Genomic DNA, 23,556 nt, shown 5'->3' with positions numbered 1-23,556 from the left:
CCTTCGCGAAAAGCTCCGGCGGCCGTGCCCGTCGGCCCGGGAACTACCGGACGGCGATCCGCACGATCTGCGCGCCTTCAAACGCGTTGGTCCGCGCGCGGTGAGGATAGACGACGACATCGTAGGAACCAGGCGCCAGGTTGCCGACGTTCAGGCTGTACGACGACTCACTGAAGGCCGCTCCGTAGACGTCCCCGACATCAGGGCGGGGATCGCCTCGGTCGGCAACACCAAGCCATATCGGTGCGGATCCGTCGAGCGGGTACGCCCACACGTGCACTGTATCGATTCCCGACCCGTTCTCGCTGGCAAGATCGACGGCCCAGCCCTCAACCGTGAAGGGCCCCGACACTGTCCGGTCGGATTCCGGTACGTCGATGGCCATCCGGACCGCAGGGCCAACAATCACACGCACCGCGACGGCCGCCTCATCGGGCGTGACGAACAGTAGATCGAAACTGCCAAGAAAACCGGCGGCGGGCTGCCAGTAGTAGACGCCCTCGCCGGTGTCCAGTGACGAGCCCAGCGGCAAGGGCCGGTGCTGCCCGTTCACCATCTGGTATCCCCTGAACGTGCCGGATCGTCGGTGGGGCAGCGCGATGTCCACGCGGCCGTCCTGAACGATTTCGACCACTCTGTCACCGCCGCGGTTCGGCCAGACAGCCTGCCACACCTCGCCACCGTGCCGAACCGAGATTGCGTCGGCGCTGACGGAGGGAGGCCGCGCCTTCGTCGCGCCCGCATCGACGGCAGGCCGGGCGCCGCCGCCTCCATTCAGCACGGTGAAGAACCGGCTGCCGATGCCATCCTGCCGGCCGCAGCTATCGGTCACCAGCCAGCCGATCTGATGCTGGCCATTGGACAACTGCCTGGTGTCGACCAGGTACGCGCCGCTCGCGTTCGTGCTATTCAAGAAGGCTGGAAAGGCCGCCGCAATATCACTGCGCGCGTCCCCATACATGGCGGTTGCGAGCGGGAGCGAGTCAATGCTCACCTGCACACCGCCGTTGTCAATTCGGCACGATGCCGATCCGAGCGGCGTCAGGGCCCAGCCGAAGTTGAAGAAGCTCCCGGACGTCGTTTCCCCGTACGCCGGCGTATCAATCGATCCAAACGGTTTGGACGCATGCGCGTTGTCCACGGAGATGGTCTTGGTCCCGAGCGTCGTCGCGTGGCCTTCCTGGTCGAACGCGAACGCGTAGAGCGTGTACGGTCCGTTCCCCTGACCTTCGAGCCCCCACGACAGCAGCAGGTAACCCCAGCCTGAGCGGTACGACTGCGGGAATGTCGGATACGCCGCCTCGACGTCTGGTCGCGCTCCTTGGACGAACAGCGGATTCGCGATGAACACCTTGCCGTACGCGGGATGAGACGGATCGGTGGTGTAGGCATGAGCCGGGTCCTCTCCCGCTACCAGGTCGCGCCAGATCTCGACATGATCGATCCCGAGGTCGTCGAGCGCCCAGCCCGTCACAGCGAACGAACCCTGCATACCGGCTGTTCCATCGGTCGGCGTGTCGAACGCGCCGAATGGCGCGCCCGTCGTACCAGGCAGGGAGATCCTCAAGGTCACCGGAATCGACGCCGATGACGCTGGCGTCGTTAAGGTCGATACCGTGATCGTCCCGCTCAGCAACGTGCTTCCAGCAATGATGTCGGCCGGATTGACAATGCTCACGGTGAACTGTCCCGCGCCGGTTCCAGACCCGCCCGTCACCTGCAGCCACGCCTGACCCGCTGTCGCGGTCCACGCCGTCGAGATGCCCGACACGCTCACGGTTTGTGCCGGCGTCACAAACGCAATCGCCCGTCCCGCCCCGTTCTTTGAAGCGGCGAACAGCAGGGGCGACGGGTCGAGCGTGATCTGGCCTGAAATCGTCAACGTCGCCGCGTTGGTCGGCGTGCTGCCTCCGTCACTGGTGAACACCGCACGGTAGCGGTTGTTGTGATCGGCGGCAGCCGCAACAAACGTGTACGTGGTTGCGGTGGCTCCCGTCAGGTCGGTGAAGGTCGCTCCGCCGTTGGTGCTGATCTGCCACTGCACCGTCGGAGCCGGGCTGCTGCTGGCTGCGGCCGAGAAACTTACGGATCCGCCGGCCCGGGCCGTCGCATCACTCGGATGCAGGGTGATTGAGGGCGGCGTCCTCACCGTCAGCGTGGCGGCACTGGTCGCCGCGCTGCCCATGAAGTTGGTGAACACGGCGCGGTACTGCTTGCCGCTATCACCGAATCCCGCGACGAGCGCATACGTAGCGGCAGTCGCCCCGCCGATGTCGTTCCAGCTTCCACCGCCGTCCGTGCTCACCTGCCAGCGAACCGTTGGCGAGGGGTTGCCACTTGCCGACGCCGCAAATGTCGCGGTCGATCCCGCCGTGACCGTCTGGCTGCCCGGCTGGGAGGTGATCGCGGGACCCGACGGCGAGGCCGCCTGCCGGAAATTCGCGACGGTGAACGCCGTGTTGTTCAACGCCTGGTGATCGTCGGCGTCGCACGACATGTTCGAGGCATCACCGGTCGGGCAGTCCGTCTTCGTGCCGCCGGGAATGCCCATCGGGGCACTCCCGTTCGCGCCAGGGGACATGATGGCGGGGTTCGACCAGTAGAGCAGCCGCGTGCAGCTGAAACCCAGATCCTTGGTGCAGGCGAAGTTATAGGCCATCACCGTCCGAAACCGGTTCCGGGTATCGACATAGCCATGTGCGTACGAGTAGGGCGTTGTCGAGTTGTCCATGTACCAGTCGTGCTGGGCCCCCATGTTGTGGCCGAGTTCGTGAGCCAGCGTGAAGCCGGGGATGCAGGACCGGTCGACAACGTTGAACGCATAGCGCTCGAAATACAAGCCCACCGAATCCATCATGTAACCCATGCCACACCAGTCGGTCGCCCTTCTGATGATCAACGACACGAGATCGGCCCCGTAGCCGTCGCGAAGACCTGCGACGCCGCTCAAGGCACCCGCTCCGCCTTGCAGGTTGTCCAGGTCCCGCTCCATTCCCGTGTTCGTGTCGCCCGAGACGTACGGGCTTTCCGTGTACTCCACCTCACCGACATACACCGCGTTGAGTCGCTGCGTGATCCCGCTGTTCGCATACGAGGTGTTCGCGTCACTGACCCCCTGATTGATCAGCGCACGAATGCCGCTCGTGCCGCCGGCCTCCGCTGCCGCCGCAGGCGTGTAGAGCACCATCACATCGATCGTCGCCCCGCTGTCTCCCGCGGCAGCCGGATCGCGAGGTGCGGCGGCGGCTGCCGTGCGACCGACGGACACGGCGATCGGATTGGCCTCCGGAAGAAAGTTCGCCTGATCGATCTGAGCCACCTCGTGGACGCCGCCCCCGACGTACCTGATGGTGTAGGCCGCTTCCGGCATGACGATGCCCCCGGCGACCACACCGTCAACCGTCGCCAGCGTCACCGTGCTGAGATCATGGCCAGGGATGTGACCGACCCACGTGAAGCCCCCGACAGCGGGATCGATGCGATCCACGACAGCGTTGTACGCGAGGTCGTCGAACAGATTGATCAGAAGGGACGGGCCAGCCGCGGCGCCAGGATCGACAGGCCGCGCGGCCTGAAGCGCGCCGAGGTCGATGGTCACAAGCCGGGACCGAATCACTGTGGGATCGGCAGGTCGAGCCTGGGCCGCTGGCTGCGAAGAGGCGGCAAACAGGATTCCACGAATGTCGCGGGAGCGGAACGCCGACAACGGCGAGCCGGCAGGGGCGCCGAGCGCGAGGACCGCCACCAGCAGCAGACCGAACGTCCTCGTGCTCGGGACAGACATTTCAGCTCCGCAAGAGAATCAGCAGGCGCTGCAGGGGGTATATCGGCTATTGTCGCACGGTTATCCGCACGGACAGCGCCGCTTCAAACGCGGTGGTTCTGGCCCGGTGCGCGTATGCGACAACGTCATAGGTGCCAGCTGGCAACTGGTCCACGACGAGCGAGAACGACGCGTCAACAAACGTCGGTCCGTACAGGGCGCCGACGTCGGGTCGCGACCCTCCGCAGGCGGCCACTCCGAGCCACAGAGGCGCGCCTCCGTCGGCTGGATAGGCCCACACGTGAACGGTGTCCACACCCGCGCCGTGATCACTTGCCAGATCCACCGCCCAGCCGGAAACGGTGAAGGGCGATGACACGACCGCTGCCTGAGCCGGCGTATCCACGACCATTCGCATCGGCGGGCCGACGACGACACGCACGCGAACGAATCCGTCCGCGCCATCTACCGGCGCGAAGAGCAGGTCGAAGATCCCCAGGAACCCGGGCGATGGCTGCCAGTAGAAGATCCCTGCGCGCGCGTCGAGCGACGAGCCGAGCGGAAGCGGCCGCCGGCCCGGGCCGAGCTGCTGGAATCCTGCGTAGGTCCCGTGCAGCAGTGCGGGCAACTGCACTTCGATGCGTTGATCCTGATCGACCTCGATGACGCGCGTCCCGTCCGCATTCAGGGCCACCGCCTGCCATTCGCCGCGCAGACGACGCACGTGCACGGGGTCGGTGCGCACCGCGGGGCGGGCCGCCGCCGCGGGCGCCGCCCAGTGCACAGCATCAGGCGTCTGCGTTCCCGCGTAGGGGCGCGATTCATCGCGCCCGGCCGCGGTGGCAGGCTCTCGAGCGGGCGCCATCAATGGCGCCCCTACGGCCCGGGCTGAGCCGGGGCTCGTCGCCTCGGCGCCCGCGTCATCCGCCGGCCGCGCGCCGCCATTCAGTACATTGAAGAACCGGCTGCCGACTCCGTCCTGCCGGCCGCAGGTGTCTGTCACGAGCCAGCCAATCTGATGGATGCCGTTGCCGATCGTCGACGTGTCGAGGTAGTACGCGCCGCTGCTGCCAGTGTCGTTGCTGAAGCCCGGAAACGCAGCCGCGATATCGGTGCGGAGATCGCCGTAGTTGACGGCAAGCAGCGGCCCCGAGTCGATATTCATCTTCACGTCGCCGTTCGAGATGGCGCACTCCGGTTCCGCAGGCGGCGTGAGCGCCCACCCGAAATTCCAGAACGCGCCCGCGACGGTCGCGCCGTACCCGGGCGTGTCGATCGCGCCGAACGGCCTGGTCGCATGCGCGTTGTCGACCGTGATCGTCCTGGTGCCGAGCAGGGAGTGATGGCCCTCCTTGTCGAAGGCGTACGCGTAGAGGGTGTACCGATCGTTTCCCTGATTCCACAGTCCCCACGAGAGCAGCAGATAGCCCCAGCCGGCCCGATTCGCAAAGGGAGATTCCGGGAATGCCGCCTCGACATCGGTTCGGGCTCCCGAGACAAAGAAGGGATTGGCGATGAAGATCTTCCCGTAGGCCGGGTGGGCTGGATCGGTGATGTACGGCGGCGTCGTCTCGTTTGGCACCGGGTCGCGCCAGAGTTCGACACGATCGATTTCGATGTCATCGAGCGCCCAACCGGTCACCGCAAGTGACCCTTGCAGGCCGGTGGCACCGTCCAATGGGGTGTCGAAGGACCCGAACGGAGGGGCTGAAGCCATGTCGTTGGTGAGCACGACCGGCACATTGATCGTGCGCACGCCCTCCACCGAACCCGGCCCCGACACGGTGACGACCGCCGTGTAGGTGCCAGGAGACATGAGCGCCATCCGGCCCGGGTCCACTGAAATGGTGAAGGTGCCGTCGCCATGGCCCGACTCAGGCGATAGCACAATCCACGGTTTGTCAGCGCTCACTGACCAATCCACCGTTCCGCCGGTCGGCTGGCTTACCCGCACAATCTGTGTGGACGTGAAGTTGGCCGTGACGCCTTGCACTTGTTGCACGGTGAAAGCCACGGACGTGCGATCGACCTTGAGGGTCGGCGCCCACCCGTCGCGCAGATACTCGGCGAACCGCCGCAACGCGGTTTCGAATCCGGTGTCCAGGATCCTGTAGGCGCTCGACTCCCACATGAATGGCGCGAGCACCCGGGGGCGGTAGCGCCGCAGGATCTCGATCTCGTCCTGGTAGATGGCGGTATCGAACGGCTGGGGACCCGTTCCCGGGCTTCCGGACCCGGGGGAGCCCGGAGATCCAGGAGAGTCCGAGGACACCAATGTGGCCGGCGCAGCACGCGCTGCCCAGCGCCGCTGCTCGGATTGCCGCAGCGCCCGTTCGGCAGAGTCTGCCGACGCCAGCGGCACCACCGGGTTCCACTCGAAGATGCCCCACGAGGTGCCCGCGAGGCCTCCCCGTCCTTCGACGCAGGTCGGCGGCGACGTGATGCCCGGCTCGCACGACTTGATTGCGGCGGAATAGCCTGGCAGCGTTCTCAGGTACGTGTTGGTGCCGAAGCGAACGCCGAACGACGTGAACCCGAGGCCGCCATAGGGCATCACATTGGCGGTCCACCACGGACTCGCCGACCCGAGCAGGCGCGAGTTCGGATTCTCCGGGGTTCCGCCAAACAAATAGTCCGCCGGGATCTGATATGAGAACCATCGATCAGCCGGGACGACACGACCCATGTCGTCGGGCGTCGTCGTCATCCACCTGGCCAGGTCCTTGTTATGTCGCCAGATCATGGTCTGGCGGAACTGATCCCAGATGTTCCACCACGGGTCGGACGCATTCACAATCCGGGAGGCATCGAAGTACTGCGCGCCGGCGTCTGGCATCGGATCGAAGGCGGCGTCCGCATAAACGCTTTTCGGGATGGCCTTGGGATCCGGCGTGTCCGGGTCGGACAGGGACCAGTCGAAGTAGCGAAGATTCCACGATGTGAACGATGTGCCGAAATCCCCGTTGAGGGTGTGTCCATCGCCGTTGGTATCGACCGCCGGGCTGGCATCATGACGGTATCGCGCCGCGCTGGCCCAGGCTTCGCCATCAAACGGCGCACCCGGGGCATACAAACCCTCGCCACGGAGCCAGTCGCGGAATTCCGCAATCGCGAATGGCGAATAGTCGGCCACCTTCGGCAGGTCTTCCGAGTCGAGTTCGATCTCGCCGTCTCCCGCGATGGCGACGAGCGTCTCCGGATCCTGGGCGATGCGCGAGGCGAGGATCTTCGCGACTTCCTTCATGTAGGCCTGTTGGACGCGGTACTGCCGCCGCGCATACCGTGAAAACGTCCACCAGCCGTCTTTCGCCTGGTTGTCCCCCAGCCATTGCATGACCCGTCGATCCTCATCGCACGACGTCCGCTGCGCGGGGTCGACCTTGGCCCGGAGGGCCGTCAGCATGGTGACGACAAACGGAATATTGTTCGCCCGCGCGTGTCGGATGCCTGCGTCGAGTTGACCCTCGAAATCCCCGAGCGCCGCGCGGATTGCGGCGGGTGACGAAAGGTCGACATTCCAGTCGGCCATGTTGACGAACAGATAGGCCGCAAATCCCACCTTAAGGCCCCCGCCCTCGCCGATCCTGGTCCGAAGTGTGGCCACCTGGGCCGCCACTTCCGCGTCCGAGGCCCCAATGATGCCGCCCCAGATGGGAGTGAGGTACGTCACGTGAGGCGTGGGCGGCACGGGGCCGGACTGAGCCCGCACGACGCCCGTACATACGACTGCCGCCGTGATGACGGCGGCCGGGATCAGTCTGATCAGTCTTGCAGAAACACTGTGCCTACGTGGCATTGAGCATGAGTGTACCCTACGTGACAATGCTCTGGCGGAGTCGTATGATGCAAATCAGGCTCGAAAAGGTACTGGTCGTGAAGATCCCACTGCCGCCGTTCGTGTAGAGGGCAGCCTCGGGCGCGACTTCGCAGAAGAACCCCAGGGAGGCAGTCGTGGCGGACAGACGGTGTGGCCGGTGTGGCGCGAACCGACGGGTGCGTGTGATCCTGGCGGCGGTCTCGATCTTCTGGGCCACTGGCAGTGCAATTGCCGCGGGCGGCCAGCAGCCTTCTGCCGGTCAATCCGGCGACCAGGTCTGGCAGGCCGTCAGCGCGCAAGCACGCGCACTGGACGCCCGGCGACCGGATCTGGGTGGGCCGTACTCCCGCCTGCGATTCAACAAGACGGCCTTCGATGCCATTGCACGGCGGGCGCAGCGCCAGCGCGCGGCGCGCAACGCCGTCGCCGACGTCATCCTGACATTGCCCATGCCGGACGGCCGCTACGAGCGCTTCCGTGTGCAGGAGTCGCCCATCCTGGCGCCGGAATTGGCGGCGGCGTTTCCCGAATTCAAGACCTATCGCGGTCAGGGCCTCGATGATCCCGCTGCCACCACGCGGTTCGGGTGGACCGCCGCCGGTTTCCACGCCATCATCCTGTCGGCCGGCGGAACGGTGTACATCGATCCATGGGCGCGCGGCAATCTCGACGACTACGTGTCGTTTCGCAAAGCCGATGCCGTCCGGCAGGGTGCCAGACCCATCTGCATGGTCGGTGACGCCGGTCATACCGGGCAGAGCCGTGGGGTCGACACGTTTCCGATCACCAACGGCGACACGAAACGCACGTACGTGCTGGCGCTCGCGGCCACCGGCGAGTACACAGCGGCCGCCGGCGGGACCAAGGAACTGGCGCTCGCGCGGATGACTACGACCATCAACCGCGTCACCGGGATCTATGAACGGGATCTCTCCGTCACGCTGACGCTGAAGACCGGCACCACTATTGATCCCACGGCTTTGATCTACCTCAACGGCAGCACCGATCCGTACACGAACACCGACGCCGTGGCGATGATCGACGAGAATCAGAGCAACCTCGACGCCGTCGTTGGCACGGCCAGCTACGATGTCGGCCATGTCTTCTCCTCGGCTGGAGGAGGATTCGCCGACGTCGGCGTGATCTGTTCGGCGAGCTTCAAGGCCAAGGGCGCGACCGGCTTGTCGAACCCGACCGGCGACGCGTTTGACGTCGACTACGTCGCGCACGAACTCGGTCACCAGTTCGGCGGCGACCACACGTTCAACAGTACGTCGTCGGACTGCGGCGGTTCCGCCAGGTCGTCGACGCACGCGTACGAAGTGGGCAGCGGATCGACAATCATGGCCTACGCCGGCATCTGCTCGCCGGAGAATCTGCAGCCTAACTCGAACGATCAGTTTCACGTCGAGAGCCTGAACCAGATCACCGCCTACCTGACGTCGGGCGCCGGTGCCTCGTGCGGAACCACCTCGGCGACTGGCAACGCGCTGCCGGACGTGAGCGGCGGTTCCAATTACACGATCCCCAAGCAGACGCCATTCACCCTGACCGCCACGGGCAGCGACGCGGACACGGACCCCATCACGTATCAATGGGAGGAGTTCGATCTGGGCACCGCGTCATCCTCGGTGGCGACGGCAACGACCGATGATGGTTCGCGGCCGCTGTTCAGGTCGTACCTGCCGAGTTCGAGCCCGACGCGCACGTTTCCGAGCCTGGCGTACATCCTGAACAACGCCAACGTGCCGCCGGCGACGTACTTGTGCTCCAGCAACACGTGTCTGACCGGTGAGACGCTCGCGGTCACGAACCGCACGATGAACTTCCAGGTGACTGCGCGCGACAACCACTCCGGCGGTGGTGCCGTGGCGACGTCACGCGTGCAGGTCACCGTGACGACGGCGGCCGGGCCTTTTGCGGTGACCTCGCCCAACAGCAGTGTGGGTTGGACCAGCGGCGCACAGACGGTGACGTGGATCGTGGCGGGCACGAGCGCGTCGCCTGTCAGCGCCGCCGACGTGAAGATCTCGCTTTCGACCGATGGCGGAATCACATTCCCAACGGTGCTGACCTCGAGCACGCCGAACACCGGAAGCGCGGTGGTGGCGATCCCGGACGCCGCCACAACCACGGCTCGCATCAAGGTCGAGGCCGTCGGCAACATCTTCTTCGACATTTCAGATGCCGACTTCGCGATCGTGGGTCCGCCCGCGGCGCCGACATTAACGACGCAACCGTCAGATCAGTCGGTGGCCCCGGGTGGCGCGGCATCATTTACAGCGGCGGCCAGCGGCAACCCCGCGCCGACGGTTATGTGGCAGGTGAGCACCGACGGTGGCTCCACGTGGACCGATATCGCTGGCGCCGCGTCACCCACGTACGCATTCACGGCGTCGATCGCAGACAACGGCAAGCGTTACCAGGCGGTCTTCACCAACTCATCGGGTTCGGCCACCTCCAACTCCGCGGAGCTCACGGTGTATGGGCCCGCCACGGCGAGGCCGTCGTCGTTGAGCTTCGGGGCCGTCAAGGCCGTCGGATCGGCGACGCTGTCGTCGCAGACGCCGGCGCAGACGGTGGTGCTCACATTCAGCATCGCATCGAGTGTGTGGACCGCGACCACGACGGACGCCTGGCTGAGCGTCACTCCGGGATCGGGAGCCGGTGCCGGCACGTTCACCGTTGCGATTGTGAATCCGGGCGACACGATCGGTGCGAGCACCTCGCTCTCGGGCGCGGTGACGATGACGTCGCCGACCGCGTCCAACTCGCCGCTGACGATTCCGGTGACGCTGACCGTCTTGCGCCCAGGCGCGTCCGCGCCGCCGTTCGGCGCGTTCGACACGCCGGGGGACGGCACGACGGGGATGCAGGGGTCGTTTGCGGTGACGGGGTGGGCGCTGGATGATGTGGCCATTGACCGGGTGGAGATCTGGCGGGACCTGGTGCTGGGGGAAGATCCCGCTCATGCCTACACGACGGATCCGGCGCACCCCGCGAATGGCAAGGTATTCATCGCGAGTCCGCTGTTTGTAACATACGCGCGTCCAGACGTAGAGGGGATTTATGCAGGCTATCCGGCCGCGAACCGGGCGGGCTGGGGGTATCTGCTGCTGTCGTGGGGCCTGGAGGGGCAAGGGAACGGTCCGTACACGCTCTACTCTTACGCGTTTGACGTGGACGGGCACTGGACGAGCCTCGGGAGCAAGGCGATTGCGGTCGACAACGCGCATGCGTCCAAGCCGTTCGGGTCGATTGATACGCCGGGGTACGGGGAGACCAAGTCCGGGGTCTTCGTGAACTTCGGCTGGGCCTTGACGCCAGTCGGGGACTCTTCGTGCCGGATCGACAACGGCCATGTGTGGGCAACCGTCGACTCGCTCCCGGCCGCGCTCGTCAACTATGGCGACGCGCGCAGTGATATCGCCTCATCGTTCCCGGGCTTCTTGAACAGCACCAACGCGAGTGGCTCGTACTATGTGGATACGACGGCGCTCACCAATGGCCGGCACCAGATCGGCTGGCTGGTGTACGACACTTGCGGCCGAGGGGACGGGATTGGGAGCCGGTTCTTCAACGTGCTGAATGGCGGCGCGCGGGGTTCGGGATCTGATCCGACCGTAGGGGCGCCATTGATGGCGCCCGATCGAGAGACCGCCGTCGCGGCCGGGCGCGATGAATCGCGCCCCTACGCGGGAACGCAGACGCCTGAGGCTGCGCACTGGGCGGCGCCCGCGGCGGCGGCCCGTCCCGCGGCGTCCTCGAGCACTGTGTCGGTGCGTCATCTGGGCGGTGACTGGGAGGACCTGCCGGCAGATGCCGAAGGCGGCCATCTCATTGACGTGACGCAGGGCGGCCGGATTGAAGTGCAACTGCCGCCCGCGGCGGGTGGGGCCTACACGGGCCACATCGTGGTGAACGCCGAGCGCCGGCCACTGCCACTGGGATCCTCTTTCGACGCGATGGCCGGGATCTTCTATTGGCAGCCAGATTCGGCATTCCTCGGCGCATTCGACCTCGCGTTTGAGGCACCCGGAACGAACGCGGTGCGGGTGCGTGTGGTCGTGAAGTAACGGAACGACTGCGGGCTGGCGCGGCGTATGAGCTGGCGGTGGACCCGCTGCCGCCCGGCACCTACGACGTGGTGGTGTTTCCGCATCGCGCGCGTCCAGCGCGCCGCGTGATCTGTTATCATCTCGCCGATTCTCAAGATTCGCGGTCGTCGCCCCCCCCGATGAATGGGCGTCGTTCAAGCATCTGCCCCTTCCCGGCAGTTCACCATGTGAACGAACGAGGAACACGATCATGACAGCCTGCCGTTCGCGTCGTACGTCACGACTGATCTGCCTTTGCGCGGTGATCGCTCTCGGGGTGATCACGCCTGAGCCTTCGCCCACCGAGGTCGGCGGGCGGTCGCTCGCGGCGACACCGCGTGTCGATCGTTCGCACGGGGCAGCCGGTGATGCGCCGACGTTGCCGTCGGGCGTGGCGGCAGACTGGTGGACGGCGGTGCGCGCGCAGATTGAGCAAGACGCCTACGCCGTGCGGCCAGTGGCGGACACGGCCCCGGGGACCTACGAAGCGGACAATCCGGGGCAGCGGTGGAAGGCGCGCTTCAGTTCGATGGGTGTGGCCATCACACCGATGCGGCCGCCAGCACGCGACCCTCGAGAAACGCGGCACTCGCGGACCCCAGTGGACGCCGACTCGCCGGGAACGAGTGCATCGACGACCGAAGCAGGATCTGACATGGACTTGCCGGGCGCCGTCGCGGATTGGACTGTCGGTCTGCGGCTGGTGGCCTACGGCGTCGGCGACGACTTGACGCCGATGCCGGTCGTGGCGCCGCGGGCGGAGGGCGGCCGCGTGGAATTCCGGCATGGCGATTCACACGAGGGCGCGCCGGCACTGAGCGAATGGTATGTGAACGAAAAGGGGGGCATCGAGCACGGCTTCACGCTGGCAGAGGCGCCGGCCGGCGCCGGGCAAGTGACGCTCAAACTGGCGGTGACCGGTGAGCTGCAGCCTGCTCTCCAGCAGGACGGATTGGTGGTGGAGTTGCGCGGGCCCGACGGTGTGGTTCGCGCCCGATACGCCGATCTCATCGTGACCGACGCCAGCGGCCGCACACTGCCCGCCACGCTCTCGGTTCTCTCGGGCGAATCCGCACATATTCGCCTGACGCTCGACACCCGTGGCGCCGTCTACCCGGTCACCATCGATCCCCTGCTCACTGAACCGCCAACGACGCTGACGGGGGAGGCTGCCAACAACCACTTCGGCTTTCCCGTCGCGCCGGCGGGAGATGTGAATGGGGACGGCTACTCGGACGTACTCGTGGGAGCGTATGGCTACGGGAGTGACACCGGGCGCGTGTACTTGTACCTCGGGGGAGCGAGCGGCCTGGCGACGACGCCTGCGACAACACTGACGGGCGAGGCGGTCGGCGACATGTTTGGCTACACCGTGGCAACCGCGGGAGATGTGAACGGGGACGGCTATGCGGACGTAACGGTCGGAGCACCAGGCCGCAGCGCGAACACCGGGCGGGCGTATGTGTATCTGGGGGGACCGGGCGGTCTGGCGACGACCGCCGCGACGACACTGACTGGCGAGACGGCGGGCGACTTCTTCGGCGCAGTCGTGGCGCCGGCAGGGGACGTGAACGGGGACGGCTATGCCGACGCCGTGGTCGGGGCGCCCTACTTCAGTGGTGCCGCCGGACGCGTGTACGTATATCTGGGAGGGCCGAGCGGTCTGGCGACGACAACGGCGACGACATTGACGGGCGAGTCGGCCGGCATCAACTTCGGCTTCTCTGTGGCCACGGCGGGCGATGTGAACGGCGACAGCTACGCGGACCTGGTGGTCGGGGCCTATGGTTACGCCACGAACACCGGGAAGGTGTACGTGTATCTGGGCGGCGCAAGCGGCCTGTCGACAACGGCCTCGACGACGGTGCTGGGCGAGACTGCTGGCGACTACTTCGGCTTTTCGGTGGCGCCGGCGGGTGATGTGAACGGCGACGGCTACGCGGACATCGTGATCGGGGCATTTTGGTACCAATCTGCCACCGGACGGGCATACGTGTTCCTGGGGGGCGCGACCGGCTTGGCGGCGACGGCGCCGACGATCCTGACAGGCGTGGCGCCCGGCACCAATTTCGGCGTCTCGGTCGCGACGGCGGGAGACGTAAACGGGGACGGCTACGCTGACGTGGTGGTCGCGGCGGAGGGCACCGGAAGTCTCACAGGATTGGTGTCCGTGTATCTCGGCGGGGCGAGCGGCCTGGCGACAACGGCGGCGACGACACTCTCGGGTGAGGTGGCCGGCGACAGCTTCGGCAGATCGGTTGCGACCGCGGGAGATGTGAACGGCGACGGCTACGCCGATTTGGTGGTCGGGGCGCACGCCTACAACAGCAGTACTGGGCGGGCGCATGTGTACCTTGGCGGCGGGAGCGGAGTGGCGACCACGGCGGCGACGACCTGGACGGGAGAAGCGGGGACCTACAGCGACTTCGGCCGGTCGGTGGCGTCAGCGGGAGATGTCAATGGCGACGGCTACGCGGACGTCGTGGTCGGGGCGTACTACTACGATTACTCCGGGACCGGTCGGGTGTATCTGTATCTTGGCGGACCGAACGGCCTGGCGACGACCCCCGCGACCATCCTCACGGGCGAGACGGCTGGCAACGAATTCGGCTATGTGGTGGCGACGGCAGGGGATGTAAACGGAGACGGCTACGCGGACGTCATCGTCGGTGAGACTGGCTATGTCAGAGGATACGGACGGGTATACGTGTATCTGGGCGGGCCGGGTGGCCTGGCGACGACGCCAGCGACAACGCTGACCGGCGCGGTCGATGAGCAGGTTGGCTGGTCGGCGGGGACAGCGGGAGATGTGAATGGGGACGGCTACGCGGACGTCTTGGTGGGGGCGGCTGGCAGTGGGCGGGCGTACGTGTATCTGGGTGGGGCGGGTGGCCTGGCGACAACGCCGGCTACGACGCTGACGGGCGCGGCAGGCGACCAGTTCGGCTGTTCGGTGGCGACGGCCGGAGACGTGAATGGGGACGGCTACGCCGATGTCGTCGTCGGCGCGAAGAGCTACAACAACTGGGATGGGAAGGCGTATCTGTTTCTCGGTGGAGCGAGCGGCCTGGTGACGTCGCCGGCAACGACAATGGCAGGAGCGGGAAGGGAGGCGTTGGGAGCCTCGGTAGCGACGGCGGGAGATGTCAACGGCGACGGCTACGCAGACGTTTTGATCGGAGCTGGGCAGACTTTCACCGGCGCCATCGGGCGAGTGTACCTGTATCTGGGAGGCGCGAATGGCCTGGGAATGGCGCCGGCAGCGACGCTGGACGGTGTCGGAACCAACGAGAGCTTCGGCTATTCGATAGGGACCGCGGGAGATGTGAACGGCGACGGCTATGCGGACATCGTGGTCGGGGCACCTGGCTACGTGACGGCGACCGGGCGGGTATATGTGTATCTGGGCGGAGCAAGTGGTCTGACGACAACGCCCTCGACGACCCTGACCGGCGAGACGACCAGCAACAGCTTTGGGGTCTCAGTGGCAACGGCCGGAGACGTGAACGGGGACGGCTACGCCGACGTCGTCGTTGGGGCAGATGCCTATGACTACTACGTCGGCCGGGCGTATGTGTACCTGGGCGGCGGGGGGCCCGGGAGGAGTCTGGCGCCGCGCGCCCGCCAGGCGGACAACTCCGCTCCCATCGCGCATGGGGGCCGATCCGAATCCATGACGGCGTTCCGGTTGGCGGCGATCGCGCACAGTCCCTTCGGCCGCACCCAGGTGAAGCTGGAGTGGGAGGTGAAGCCACTCGGCACCTCGTTCACTGGAAGCGGAACGAGCCGGAGTACGGCTTGGCTGGATTCGACGATGGCGGGAACCAGTTTCAACGAACTGGTGAGCGGCCTGACTCGGGCCACCTCGTATCACTGGCGCGTGCGCGTACGGTATCACTCGGCCAGCAGTCCGTTCGCCCAACACAGTCGCTGGGTGACGCAGCCCTGGGTGGGTGCGCAGGAATCGCGACTGCGGACGAAGAACGCGGCGCCGACGGTATCCCAGATCTACCCCGCGAGCGGATCCACGTTGGGCGGCACCGTGGTGACGATCAACGGCACCGGTTTCGTCCAGGGCGCCACGGTGACGATCGGCGGCGTGGCGGCATCGGATGTCACGGTGACGAACGCGACGACGCTGACGCTGGTGACGGCGGCACATGCGGAGGGTGTGGTGGACGTCGTGGTGGCCAATCGCGACGCGCAGGCGGCGACGATTGGCGGATCGTTTACCTACGTGGCGATGAAAACGCCGGTCATTACATGGGCGACCCCGGCGAGTATCGGGCTCGGCACGGCACTGTCTTCGACCCAGTTGAATGCGACCGCGAGCTTCGACGGCGCGGCGCTGCCTGGCACGTTCGCGTACACGCCCGATGCCGGGATCGTCCTCGCGGAGGGGACGCACACGCTCTCGACGACGTTCACGCCCACCGATAACGTTTACTACACGACGGCTACGAAGACGGTGGACTTGGTCGTGCTGCCGGCGCCGACGATGGTGGCGGCCCCGGCGTCGCTGTATTTCGGCGCGGTCAAGGCCGTCGGATCGGCGACGTTGTCGTCGCAGACGCTGGCGCAAACGGTGGTGATCACGTTCGGTGGGGCGTCCAGTGGGTGGACGGCGACGACGACGGACCCCTGGCTTAGCATCACGGGGGGATCGGGGACCGGTGCCGGCACGTTCACCGTGGCGATTGTGAATCCGGGCGACACGATCGGTGCGAGCACGTCGCTCTCGGGCGCCGTGACGATGACGTCGCCATCGGCGTCCAATTCGCCCCTGTCGGTGCCGGTGACGCTGACCGTATCGCGGCCAGGCGCGTCCGCGCTGCCCTTCGGGGCGTTTGACACGCCTGGGGACGGCACGACGGGGATGCAGGGGTCGTTCGCGGTGACGGGCTGGGCACTCGACGACGTGGCGATTGACCGGGTGGAGATCTGGCGGGACCTGGTGCCGGGGGAAGATGGTAGGCATGCCTACATCACGGATCCGGCTCACCCGGCCTTCGGGAAAGTGTTCATTGCGAATCCGCTGTTCGTGACCGACGCGCGCCCGGACGTCGAGAGTTTCTATCCGAGTTACCCGTTCGCGAACCGCGCGGGCTGGGGCTATTTGCTGCTGTCGTGGGGCCTGGAGGGTCAGGGGAACGGCCCGTACACGCTCTACGCTTACGCGTTTGATGTCGACGGCCACAGCGCGTCGCTCGGCACCAAGACGATCGCGGTCGACAACGCGCATGCGTCCAAGCCGTTCGGGTCGATTGATACGCCGGGGTACGGAGAGACCCGGTCGGGGACCTTCGTGAACTTCGGCTGGGCGCTGACGCCGGCGGGGGACGCGTCGTGCCGGATCGACAACGGCCATGTGTTTGTCACCGTCGACTCGCTTCCGGCCGCGCTGGTCAGCTATGGGGACGCGCGCGCGGATATTGCCGCCTCGTTCCCGGGCTTCCTGAACAGCGCCAACGCGAGTGGCGCGTACTATGTGAACACGACCACGCTGACCAATGGCCGGCACCAGATCGGCTGGCTGGTGTACGACAACTGCGGCCGGGGGGATGGCATCGGCAGCCGGTTCTTCAACGTGCTGAATGGCGGGGCGCGGCCCACTGGTGACGCCGGCGCCGCCGCGGACGCGCCGGGTCTGCAGACCCGGCCCACCCTCGGACCCGATGCTTCGGGCCTGGCGGCTCTGAGCGCAGGCGAAGGGAAGAGCCGGCCTACACTGCAGGCAGATCCAGGACGGGGCGTGGATCCTGCCGAACTGACGCTGAGGCCGCTAGCCGGGCAGGAGCCCGGCGATCCCAGGCGGGCAGCGCGTGCGGCCAGCGATCAATCCCTGGCCGGTCGTCGCGATGCGGGCAGCGTCGCGCCCGCAGCCGGCGGCACCGTGGCGGTGCGTCACCTGGGCGGCGACTGGCAGGACGTGCCGGCGGATGCCGACGGCGGCCGCCTCATTGACGTGATGCAGGGCGGGCGCATCGAAGTGCGACTGCCGCCCGCCGCGGGTGGGGCCTATACGGGTCACCTCGCGGTGAACGCCGAGCGCCGGTCGCTGCCGGTGGGGTCGTCGCTAGACATGACGGCGGGCATCTTCTACTGGCAGCCAGATCCGGCATTCTTCGGGGCGTTCGACCTCGTGTTTGAGGCACCGGGGACGGACGCAGTGCGGGTGCGTGTGGTTGTGAAGTAAGGCGTCGACATCGGTGTTTCTGTCCTTGACAACGCCAGAGCGCGGGTGTAAATCCAGAGGCGATTTGCTCGCTAACCTGACCCCACGGGCCGTGGAGGAGCGACGTGACCCCGTCGCCGGTACCGCGATTCGCCGGGCCCCCTTCCCTCACGACCCGTGAGGACTGCTATCCCTCTGTTGTGCCAGCCACGACTGGCCTTCGAGATTCGTTCTGCCCCTGCCTCTGCACGCGCCGTGCGTTCGCTGAACTCGTGGCCGTGGATCGTTCACGGAGGGCATTTCCATGAAAGTGAGAGCGTTCTTCTGGTCGTTGCTGGTTGTTGGCGTGAGCTGCGCAGGACCCGGCATTGCGGCCGCAGACGACGGCTGGATGCAGCAGGGAGTGCGCGTGTGGTACCTGGGGGCGGTCGACGGCGGTGGCGTCATCTCCTCGAACGCGGAGGAAACGTACCGTTTTGATTCCATTGTCGGAACAAACGCGCAGGTGGTTCACCATTCAGCCCTGACCAACTGGACATCACCTCTGCCAGCGGATACGACCACCTACTCCCTGCTGGACCAGGGACCCTGCTGGATGCCCCCGCAAACGCTTCAGACCATTGCGCCCGGAGACTACTGGCAGAAGACGAACGAGGTCATCACGTGGGTGGAGCGGACGTCGTACACCTACTCGACGTTTGTGAACAATGTTCTCCCCGCCAAGGTCCACTTCCTCCCCATCAAGGCGCTGTTCGACCTCAAGCCGACCCGGCAGATAGTGAAGGTCGTCTACAGGATCGACCTGTTCAGCACGGGGGTCGCCCACTTCGACGCAGAGACCGGCATCGTGCTCTACCAGAACCAGGTCTGGGGGGGATCCAAAATGTTCTTTGTGCTGGCGGAGATCAATTACGACTTCGCCCGCCAGACCGTGGTCGCGGAGGACGGCGGCCCCCATACTGGCTTCAAGTCGACCGTCGTCGAGGCGTCCTTGGGGCGCAACTGGGTGGGCGGCGGTTCGGTCGTCTTCCAGTCTCTTGTCGAGAGCCGCTATGGCTCCAACGTGGAAACGCGGGTGCAGTGGTCGTGGACCGCCCAGGTGGGTGGCGGAATGGGGGACGAGAACTACTGTTTCTTCGGCGATGTTCCGCTTGTCACGCGTATGGACGCTACGCTGGCTCCCAACTCTCTGCCCGAGCAGTGGAACCCGTTCGGCCAGTACCTGTGGTGGTGGCTGCCGCCGGCCGCGATGGGGCTTCAAGCGGACACCGCGGTGGGCACCCAGGCCGACGCGGCCGTTCAGAACATCAACGTCTTCAACGTGCCGATGGAGAAGACGTCGGACGCACCGCTCACGTACGTCGCTACGCAGACGCCGGCGGCGTTCTACTTCTCGACATTGTGGTTCGACGGCAATGGCTACATGACTGCCTTCGCGGCCAAGGGCCCAGGCGGATTCGATGTGAAGCCGGGCGACGACGCCTTCGAGAACCACACGACGGTCAACGGGCGCGACTACTACCTGGCGAACATGGCGCCGCCCGCGCCTCCGGCCGTGACGACCAACGCCGCCACGAACGTCGGGCAAGGCAGCGCCCAGCTCAGTGCGACAGTGAACCCGAAAGGGCTGAGCACGACGCTGTACTTCGACCATGGGCCAACCACCAGTTACGGCAACACGGCGACGTACGGCGTGATTGGCTCAGGGGCGGTCGACGTGACTCAGACTTACACCCTCAGCGGCCTGAGTTGCGGGACGTCGTACCAGTACCGGGCGCGTGTGCAGAGCAGCGCCGGCACGACCAACGGCGCCAGTCAGCCCTTCACGACATTGGCGTGCACGGCGACCCCGGTGATTACGTGGGCGACGCCAGAGCCGGTCAAGGCCGGTACCGCGCTCAGCGCAACGCAGTTGAATGCGACAGCCACGGTAAACGGGAATCCGGTGCCGGGAACGTTTGTCTTCACGCCGCCCACCGGGACCGCAATGAACACGACAGGAACGCAGACGCTGTCAGTGACGTTCACCCCCACCGATGCCGCTACTTACGCAACGGTCACGAAGACGGTGGATCTGGTGGTGCAGCCCGTTCCCACGCTGGCGGTGACACCGGCGACTCTGCGGTTTACGGGGACGAACACGGGCGGCACGTTGAACCCGCTCACGGGGCCGCAGATGGCCACGGTCATCTTCAGCAATTCGCCGGCGCTGGCGTGGACGGCGGTGGCTGATCAACCCTGGGTGCAGATCACCCACGGCGCCGGCACGGGCAGTGGCACCTTTACCGTGGGGATCATCAACCCCGACAACGTGTTGGGCGCGGCGACGAGCGCGTCGGCGACGGTGACGGTGACGGCCGCGGGCGCGAGCAACTCGCCGCAGGCGGTGGCGGTGACGCTGACGCTGCAGCCGGCCTCGGCGAACCAGCCCCCGTTCGGCGCGTTTGACACGCCTGGGGACGGCACGACGGGGATGCAGGGGTCGTTTGCGGTGACGGGGTGGGCGCTGGATGATGTGGCCATCGACCGGGTGGAGATCTGGCGGGACCTGGTGCTGGGGGAAGATGGTTCGCATGCCTACACGACGGATCCGGCGCACCCCGCGCATGGCAAGGTGTTTATCGCGAATCCGTTGTTTGTGACGGACGCGCGCCCGGATGTTGAGGGGATCTATGCCGGCTACCCGTTTGCCAACCGGGCGGGCTGGGGGTATCTGCTGTTGTCGTGGGGCCTGGAGGGGCAGGGGAACGGCCCGTACACGCTCTACGCATTCGCGTTTGACGTGGACGGGCACTGGACGAGCCTCGGGAGCAAGGCGATTGCGGTCGACAACGCGCATGCGTCCAAGCCGTTCGGGTCGATTGATACGCCGGGGTACGGGGAGACCAGGTCGGGGACCTTCGTGAACTTCGGCTGGGCGCTGACGCCGGCGGGGGACGCGTCGTGCCGGATCGACAACGGCCATGTGTGGGTCACCGTCGACTCGCTCCCGGCCGCGCTCGTCAGCTATGGCGACGCGCGCGCTGATATTGCCGCCTCGTTCCCGGGCTTCCTGAACAGCGCCAATGCGAGTGGCGCGTACTATGTGAACACGACGACGCTGACCAACGGCCGGCACCAGATCGGCTGGCTGGTGTACGACAGCTGCGGCCGAGGGGACGGGATTGGCAGCCGGTTCTTCAACGTGCTGAATGGGGGCGCCGATGCTGGCGCATCGCGACTGGAGGCCGGGCCGGAGCCCGGCGATCCCAGGCTCGCGACAGTCCCTGATGCCGCCCCGCGCGGGACGACGCCGCCCGCCGAGCCCGTTGGCGTGTCCGCCCTGGCGCGCAGCGCTGCGGCTGGACCTCGACGAAGCTCAGGGAGCGAAGTGGGGGAGCCCACCAGTCAGCGCTCAACGGTCGGTGGTCGGCGTGCGGGCGTTCCCCTGGGATCGCCGGGCTCCAGCCCGGCCAGACTGCGCAGCGCACGGGACGACAACCAGTCGCCCCTCGTCGGCCCGGTTTCCGTCCGCCAGTTGGGCGGCGAGTGGGAGGACCTGCCGGCAGATGCCGAAGGCGGCCACCTCATTGACGTGATGCAGGGCGACCGCATCGAAGTGCAACTGCCACGAGCGGCCAGTGGGGGCTACTTGGGCCACCTCGCAGTGGACGCCGAGCGCCGCCCGTTGCCGGTGGGCTCCTCGCTGGACGCGACGGCGGGGGTCTTCTACTGGCAGCCCGCGCCGGCCTTCCTGGGCGCGTTCGACCTCGTGTTTGAGGCCCCGGGGACGGACGCGGTGCGGGTGCGTGTGGTGGTGAAGTAAGAGATCGACTGCGGGCTCAGGACGAGGACGGCGGCGCGGTTCTGGTCTTCCACCAGCCTCGTGCGCGCAGCAGCAGAAACGCGATCCACCTGGCCGGATGCCAGGCCGACCTCGCCACGTGCGTCGAGTAGTAGAGGTACGCGCTCTGGTGAAACGCGCGAATGGCCAGCCGTTGCGCTGTTCGGCTTGACCGGCCAACGGTATGCACGACGCGGGCGTCGGGACGATACCTTGTGCGATAACCCACCGCGCGCAGACGCCGGCAGAAGTCCGCATCTTCCCAGTACAAGAAGTATTGCGGATCGAAGCCGCCGACCTGCTCGAACGCGGTGCGGCCGACGAGCATACACGCGCCACTGACCCAATTGACCTCGACGCTGTCCTCCGAGCGCCGCGATTCGCGCGCGTTCACGACATTCCTGCGTGTGACCGCGGCGCCAGGGAACAGGCGCGTCAGCAGCGTCGATCTTCCGAAGAGGCCGGTGAGCATGTTCGGGTCGCCGCGCGCGCTTCCCTGGATCCCACCGTCTTCATCAACGACGGTGGGTCCGACCACGGCACAGTCGCTGTGCGAACGCAGCACGTCCTGCAGGCCTTCGACCGCGCCCTTCAGCAGGCGGGCATCAGGATTGAGCAGCAGGACTACGGGAGCACGCGTGGCAGCCATCCCCTGATTGACGGCCCGGCCGAACCCGATGTTCTCGGTGTTACGCACGAGCGCAACCCGGGGGCCGAACCTCGCGACGGCACGATCGCTTTGGTCAGTCGAGGCATTGTCGATGACCAGCCCCTCCCACTCCATGCCGGGCAAGTGCTCGGCCAGCGATGACAGGCAGCGCTCGAGATGATCGCCGGCGTTGAAGTTGACGATGATGACGGACAGAGCCGGTGTCACCGCCCACCAGCCCTCTCGGCATCGAACCGCTTCTCACGCCACTTGAGCCCCAGCCAGCCGCGATCCATGAGCGCCCACAAACGGCGCAGTTCCGTTCGGCGGGATCGCTGCACGCGCCGGCGTTTCCGCAGAACCGACGGCAGCCCGGAAAGCGCAGCCAGTTTGGCGGAGATCCATGTCCGAAAGTGTCCGGCCCTCATCAGATAGAGACCACCGGCCAGCGAGTAGATCAGATGGCCTGGCAGAGTGGCGAGCAGCAACGGCCACGGCGTGTTTTTCAAGTAGACCCATTCGAGATTGCGCTGGCCAAAGAACACCGACAGCCGGCTCACCGTGCCCATCGTGCCGCTTCCTGCATGCCTGACGATGGCGTCTGGCACGTAGGCGCAGCGAGCGTTCAGCAGTTGCGCCCTGTAGGACAGATCGACGTCTTCGTACACGAGAAAGAAGTCTTCGTCGAACCCGCCAAGCGTCTCGAACAACTCGCGGCGAATCATGAAGGCGGCACCGCAGGCGCCAAACACCTCCGCCGCATCCCGATACGCCGAATCGGGCTGGCCGTGTCCGCGTTTGAAGGCGCCGCCCGATCGCGTGTATCCGTCGCCGGCGCTGTCGATGACGGCAGAATCGTGTAGATAGACGATGCGCGAGGTGGCCAGGCCGACACCCGAGTCTCGATCGAACACGGCTTTCAGCGTCGACACCCAGCGTGGATCGACCTCGGTGTCGTTGTTCACGAACGCCAGCAATCGGCCATTCGCCTGGCGGGCGCCCGCATTGTTGCCGCCGGCAAAGCCGAGATTGCGATCGAGCCGCACCAGCCTGACGGACGGAAAGCGCTCGGCGACAAACGCGGCGGATCCGTCCGATGAACCGTTGTCGATCAGCACGACTTCCGCGGGAACGTCGCGTTGCGCGGCGAGCGACGCCAGGCACACGTCCAGCCACGCTCGTCCGTTGTAATTGACGACGATCACCGATACGTCCGGGCGGGTCGCGGTCAT

The 23,556-nt window shown here is 66.4% G+C and carries 7 protein-coding genes; 3 read left to right on the top strand and 4 right to left on the bottom strand.

Features of this window, described 5'->3' with window-relative positions:
- Window positions 1–43 precede the first annotated feature (43 nt).
- The gene (locus NTV05_16670; protein ID MCX6546031.1) at window positions 44–3,784 is read right to left on the bottom strand and encodes a M12 family metallo-peptidase; all 3,741 of its coding nucleotides are present in this window, start codon (window positions 3,782–3,784) and stop codon (window positions 44–46) included.
- Window positions 3,785–3,830: 46 nt separating this feature from the next.
- The gene (locus NTV05_16665; protein MCX6546030.1) at window positions 3,831–7,559 is read right to left on the bottom strand and encodes a hypothetical protein; all 3,729 of its coding nucleotides are present in this window, start codon (window positions 7,557–7,559) and stop codon (window positions 3,831–3,833) included.
- A 197-nt stretch (window positions 7,560–7,756) separates the two neighbouring features.
- Between NTV05_16665 and NTV05_16660 the strand changes: the two genes are divergently transcribed.
- The 3 genes from NTV05_16660 to NTV05_16650 all read left to right on the top strand — a co-directional run bounded on the left by NTV05_16660 (window position 7,757) and on the right by NTV05_16650 (window position 21,657).
- Window positions 7,757–11,656 carry a M12 family metallo-peptidase gene (locus NTV05_16660; GenBank protein ID MCX6546029.1) on the top strand — a complete coding sequence of 1,300 codons (3,900 nt, stop codon included), beginning with the start codon at window positions 7,757–7,759 and terminating at the stop codon, window positions 11,654–11,656.
- A gap of 232 nt (window positions 11,657–11,888) precedes the next feature.
- Window positions 11,889–17,873, top strand: a complete 5,985-nt coding sequence (locus NTV05_16655; protein ID MCX6546028.1) for an FG-GAP-like repeat-containing protein — start codon at window positions 11,889–11,891, stop codon at window positions 17,871–17,873.
- Between the two features lie 283 nt (window positions 17,874–18,156).
- Window positions 18,157–21,657 (top strand): hypothetical protein, encoded by a 3,501-nt coding sequence (locus tag NTV05_16650; GenBank protein ID MCX6546027.1) that lies wholly within the window; start codon window positions 18,157–18,159, stop codon window positions 21,655–21,657.
- A gap of 16 nt (window positions 21,658–21,673) precedes the next feature.
- Here the strand turns inward: NTV05_16650 and NTV05_16645 are convergent, their stop codons facing one another.
- Both NTV05_16645 and NTV05_16640 read right to left on the bottom strand, forming a co-directional pair.
- Window positions 21,674–22,552, bottom strand: coding sequence for a glycosyltransferase family 2 protein (locus NTV05_16645; GenBank protein ID MCX6546026.1), 879 nt, complete (start codon window positions 22,550–22,552; stop codon window positions 21,674–21,676).
- On the bottom strand, window positions 22,549–23,556 hold the full coding sequence (locus tag NTV05_16640; protein MCX6546025.1) for a glycosyltransferase family 2 protein: 1,008 nt from the start codon (window positions 23,554–23,556) through the stop codon (window positions 22,549–22,551). Before NTV05_16640 ends, NTV05_16645 begins: the two co-directional genes overlap by 4 nt.

The organism is Acidobacteriota bacterium (assembly GCA_026393755.1).
Classification (GTDB): Bacteria; Acidobacteriota; Vicinamibacteria; order Vicinamibacterales; family JAKQTR01; genus JBAXOX01.
This window is presented reverse-complemented; position numbering and strand designations above follow the sequence as displayed.

What these genes read in the sequence shown, in the direction of transcription:
- NTV05_16670 (MCX6546031.1), bottom strand. Translation starts at nt 3,784, where the DNA reads ATGTCTGTCCCGAGCACGAGGACGTTCGGTCTGCTGCTGGTGGCGGTC.
- NTV05_16665 (MCX6546030.1), bottom strand. Translation starts at nt 7,559, where the DNA reads ATGCCACGTAGGCACAGTGTTTCTGCAAGACTGATCAGACTGATCCCG.
- NTV05_16650 (MCX6546027.1), top strand. Translation starts at nt 18,157, where the DNA reads ATGAAAGTGAGAGCGTTCTTCTGGTCGTTGCTGGTTGTTGGCGTGAGC.
- NTV05_16640 (MCX6546025.1), bottom strand. Translation starts at nt 23,556, where the DNA reads ATGACCGCGACCCGCCCGGACGTATCGGTGATCGTCGTCAATTACAAC.
- NTV05_16655 (MCX6546028.1), top strand. Translation starts at nt 11,889, where the DNA reads ATGACAGCCTGCCGTTCGCGTCGTACGTCACGACTGATCTGCCTTTGC.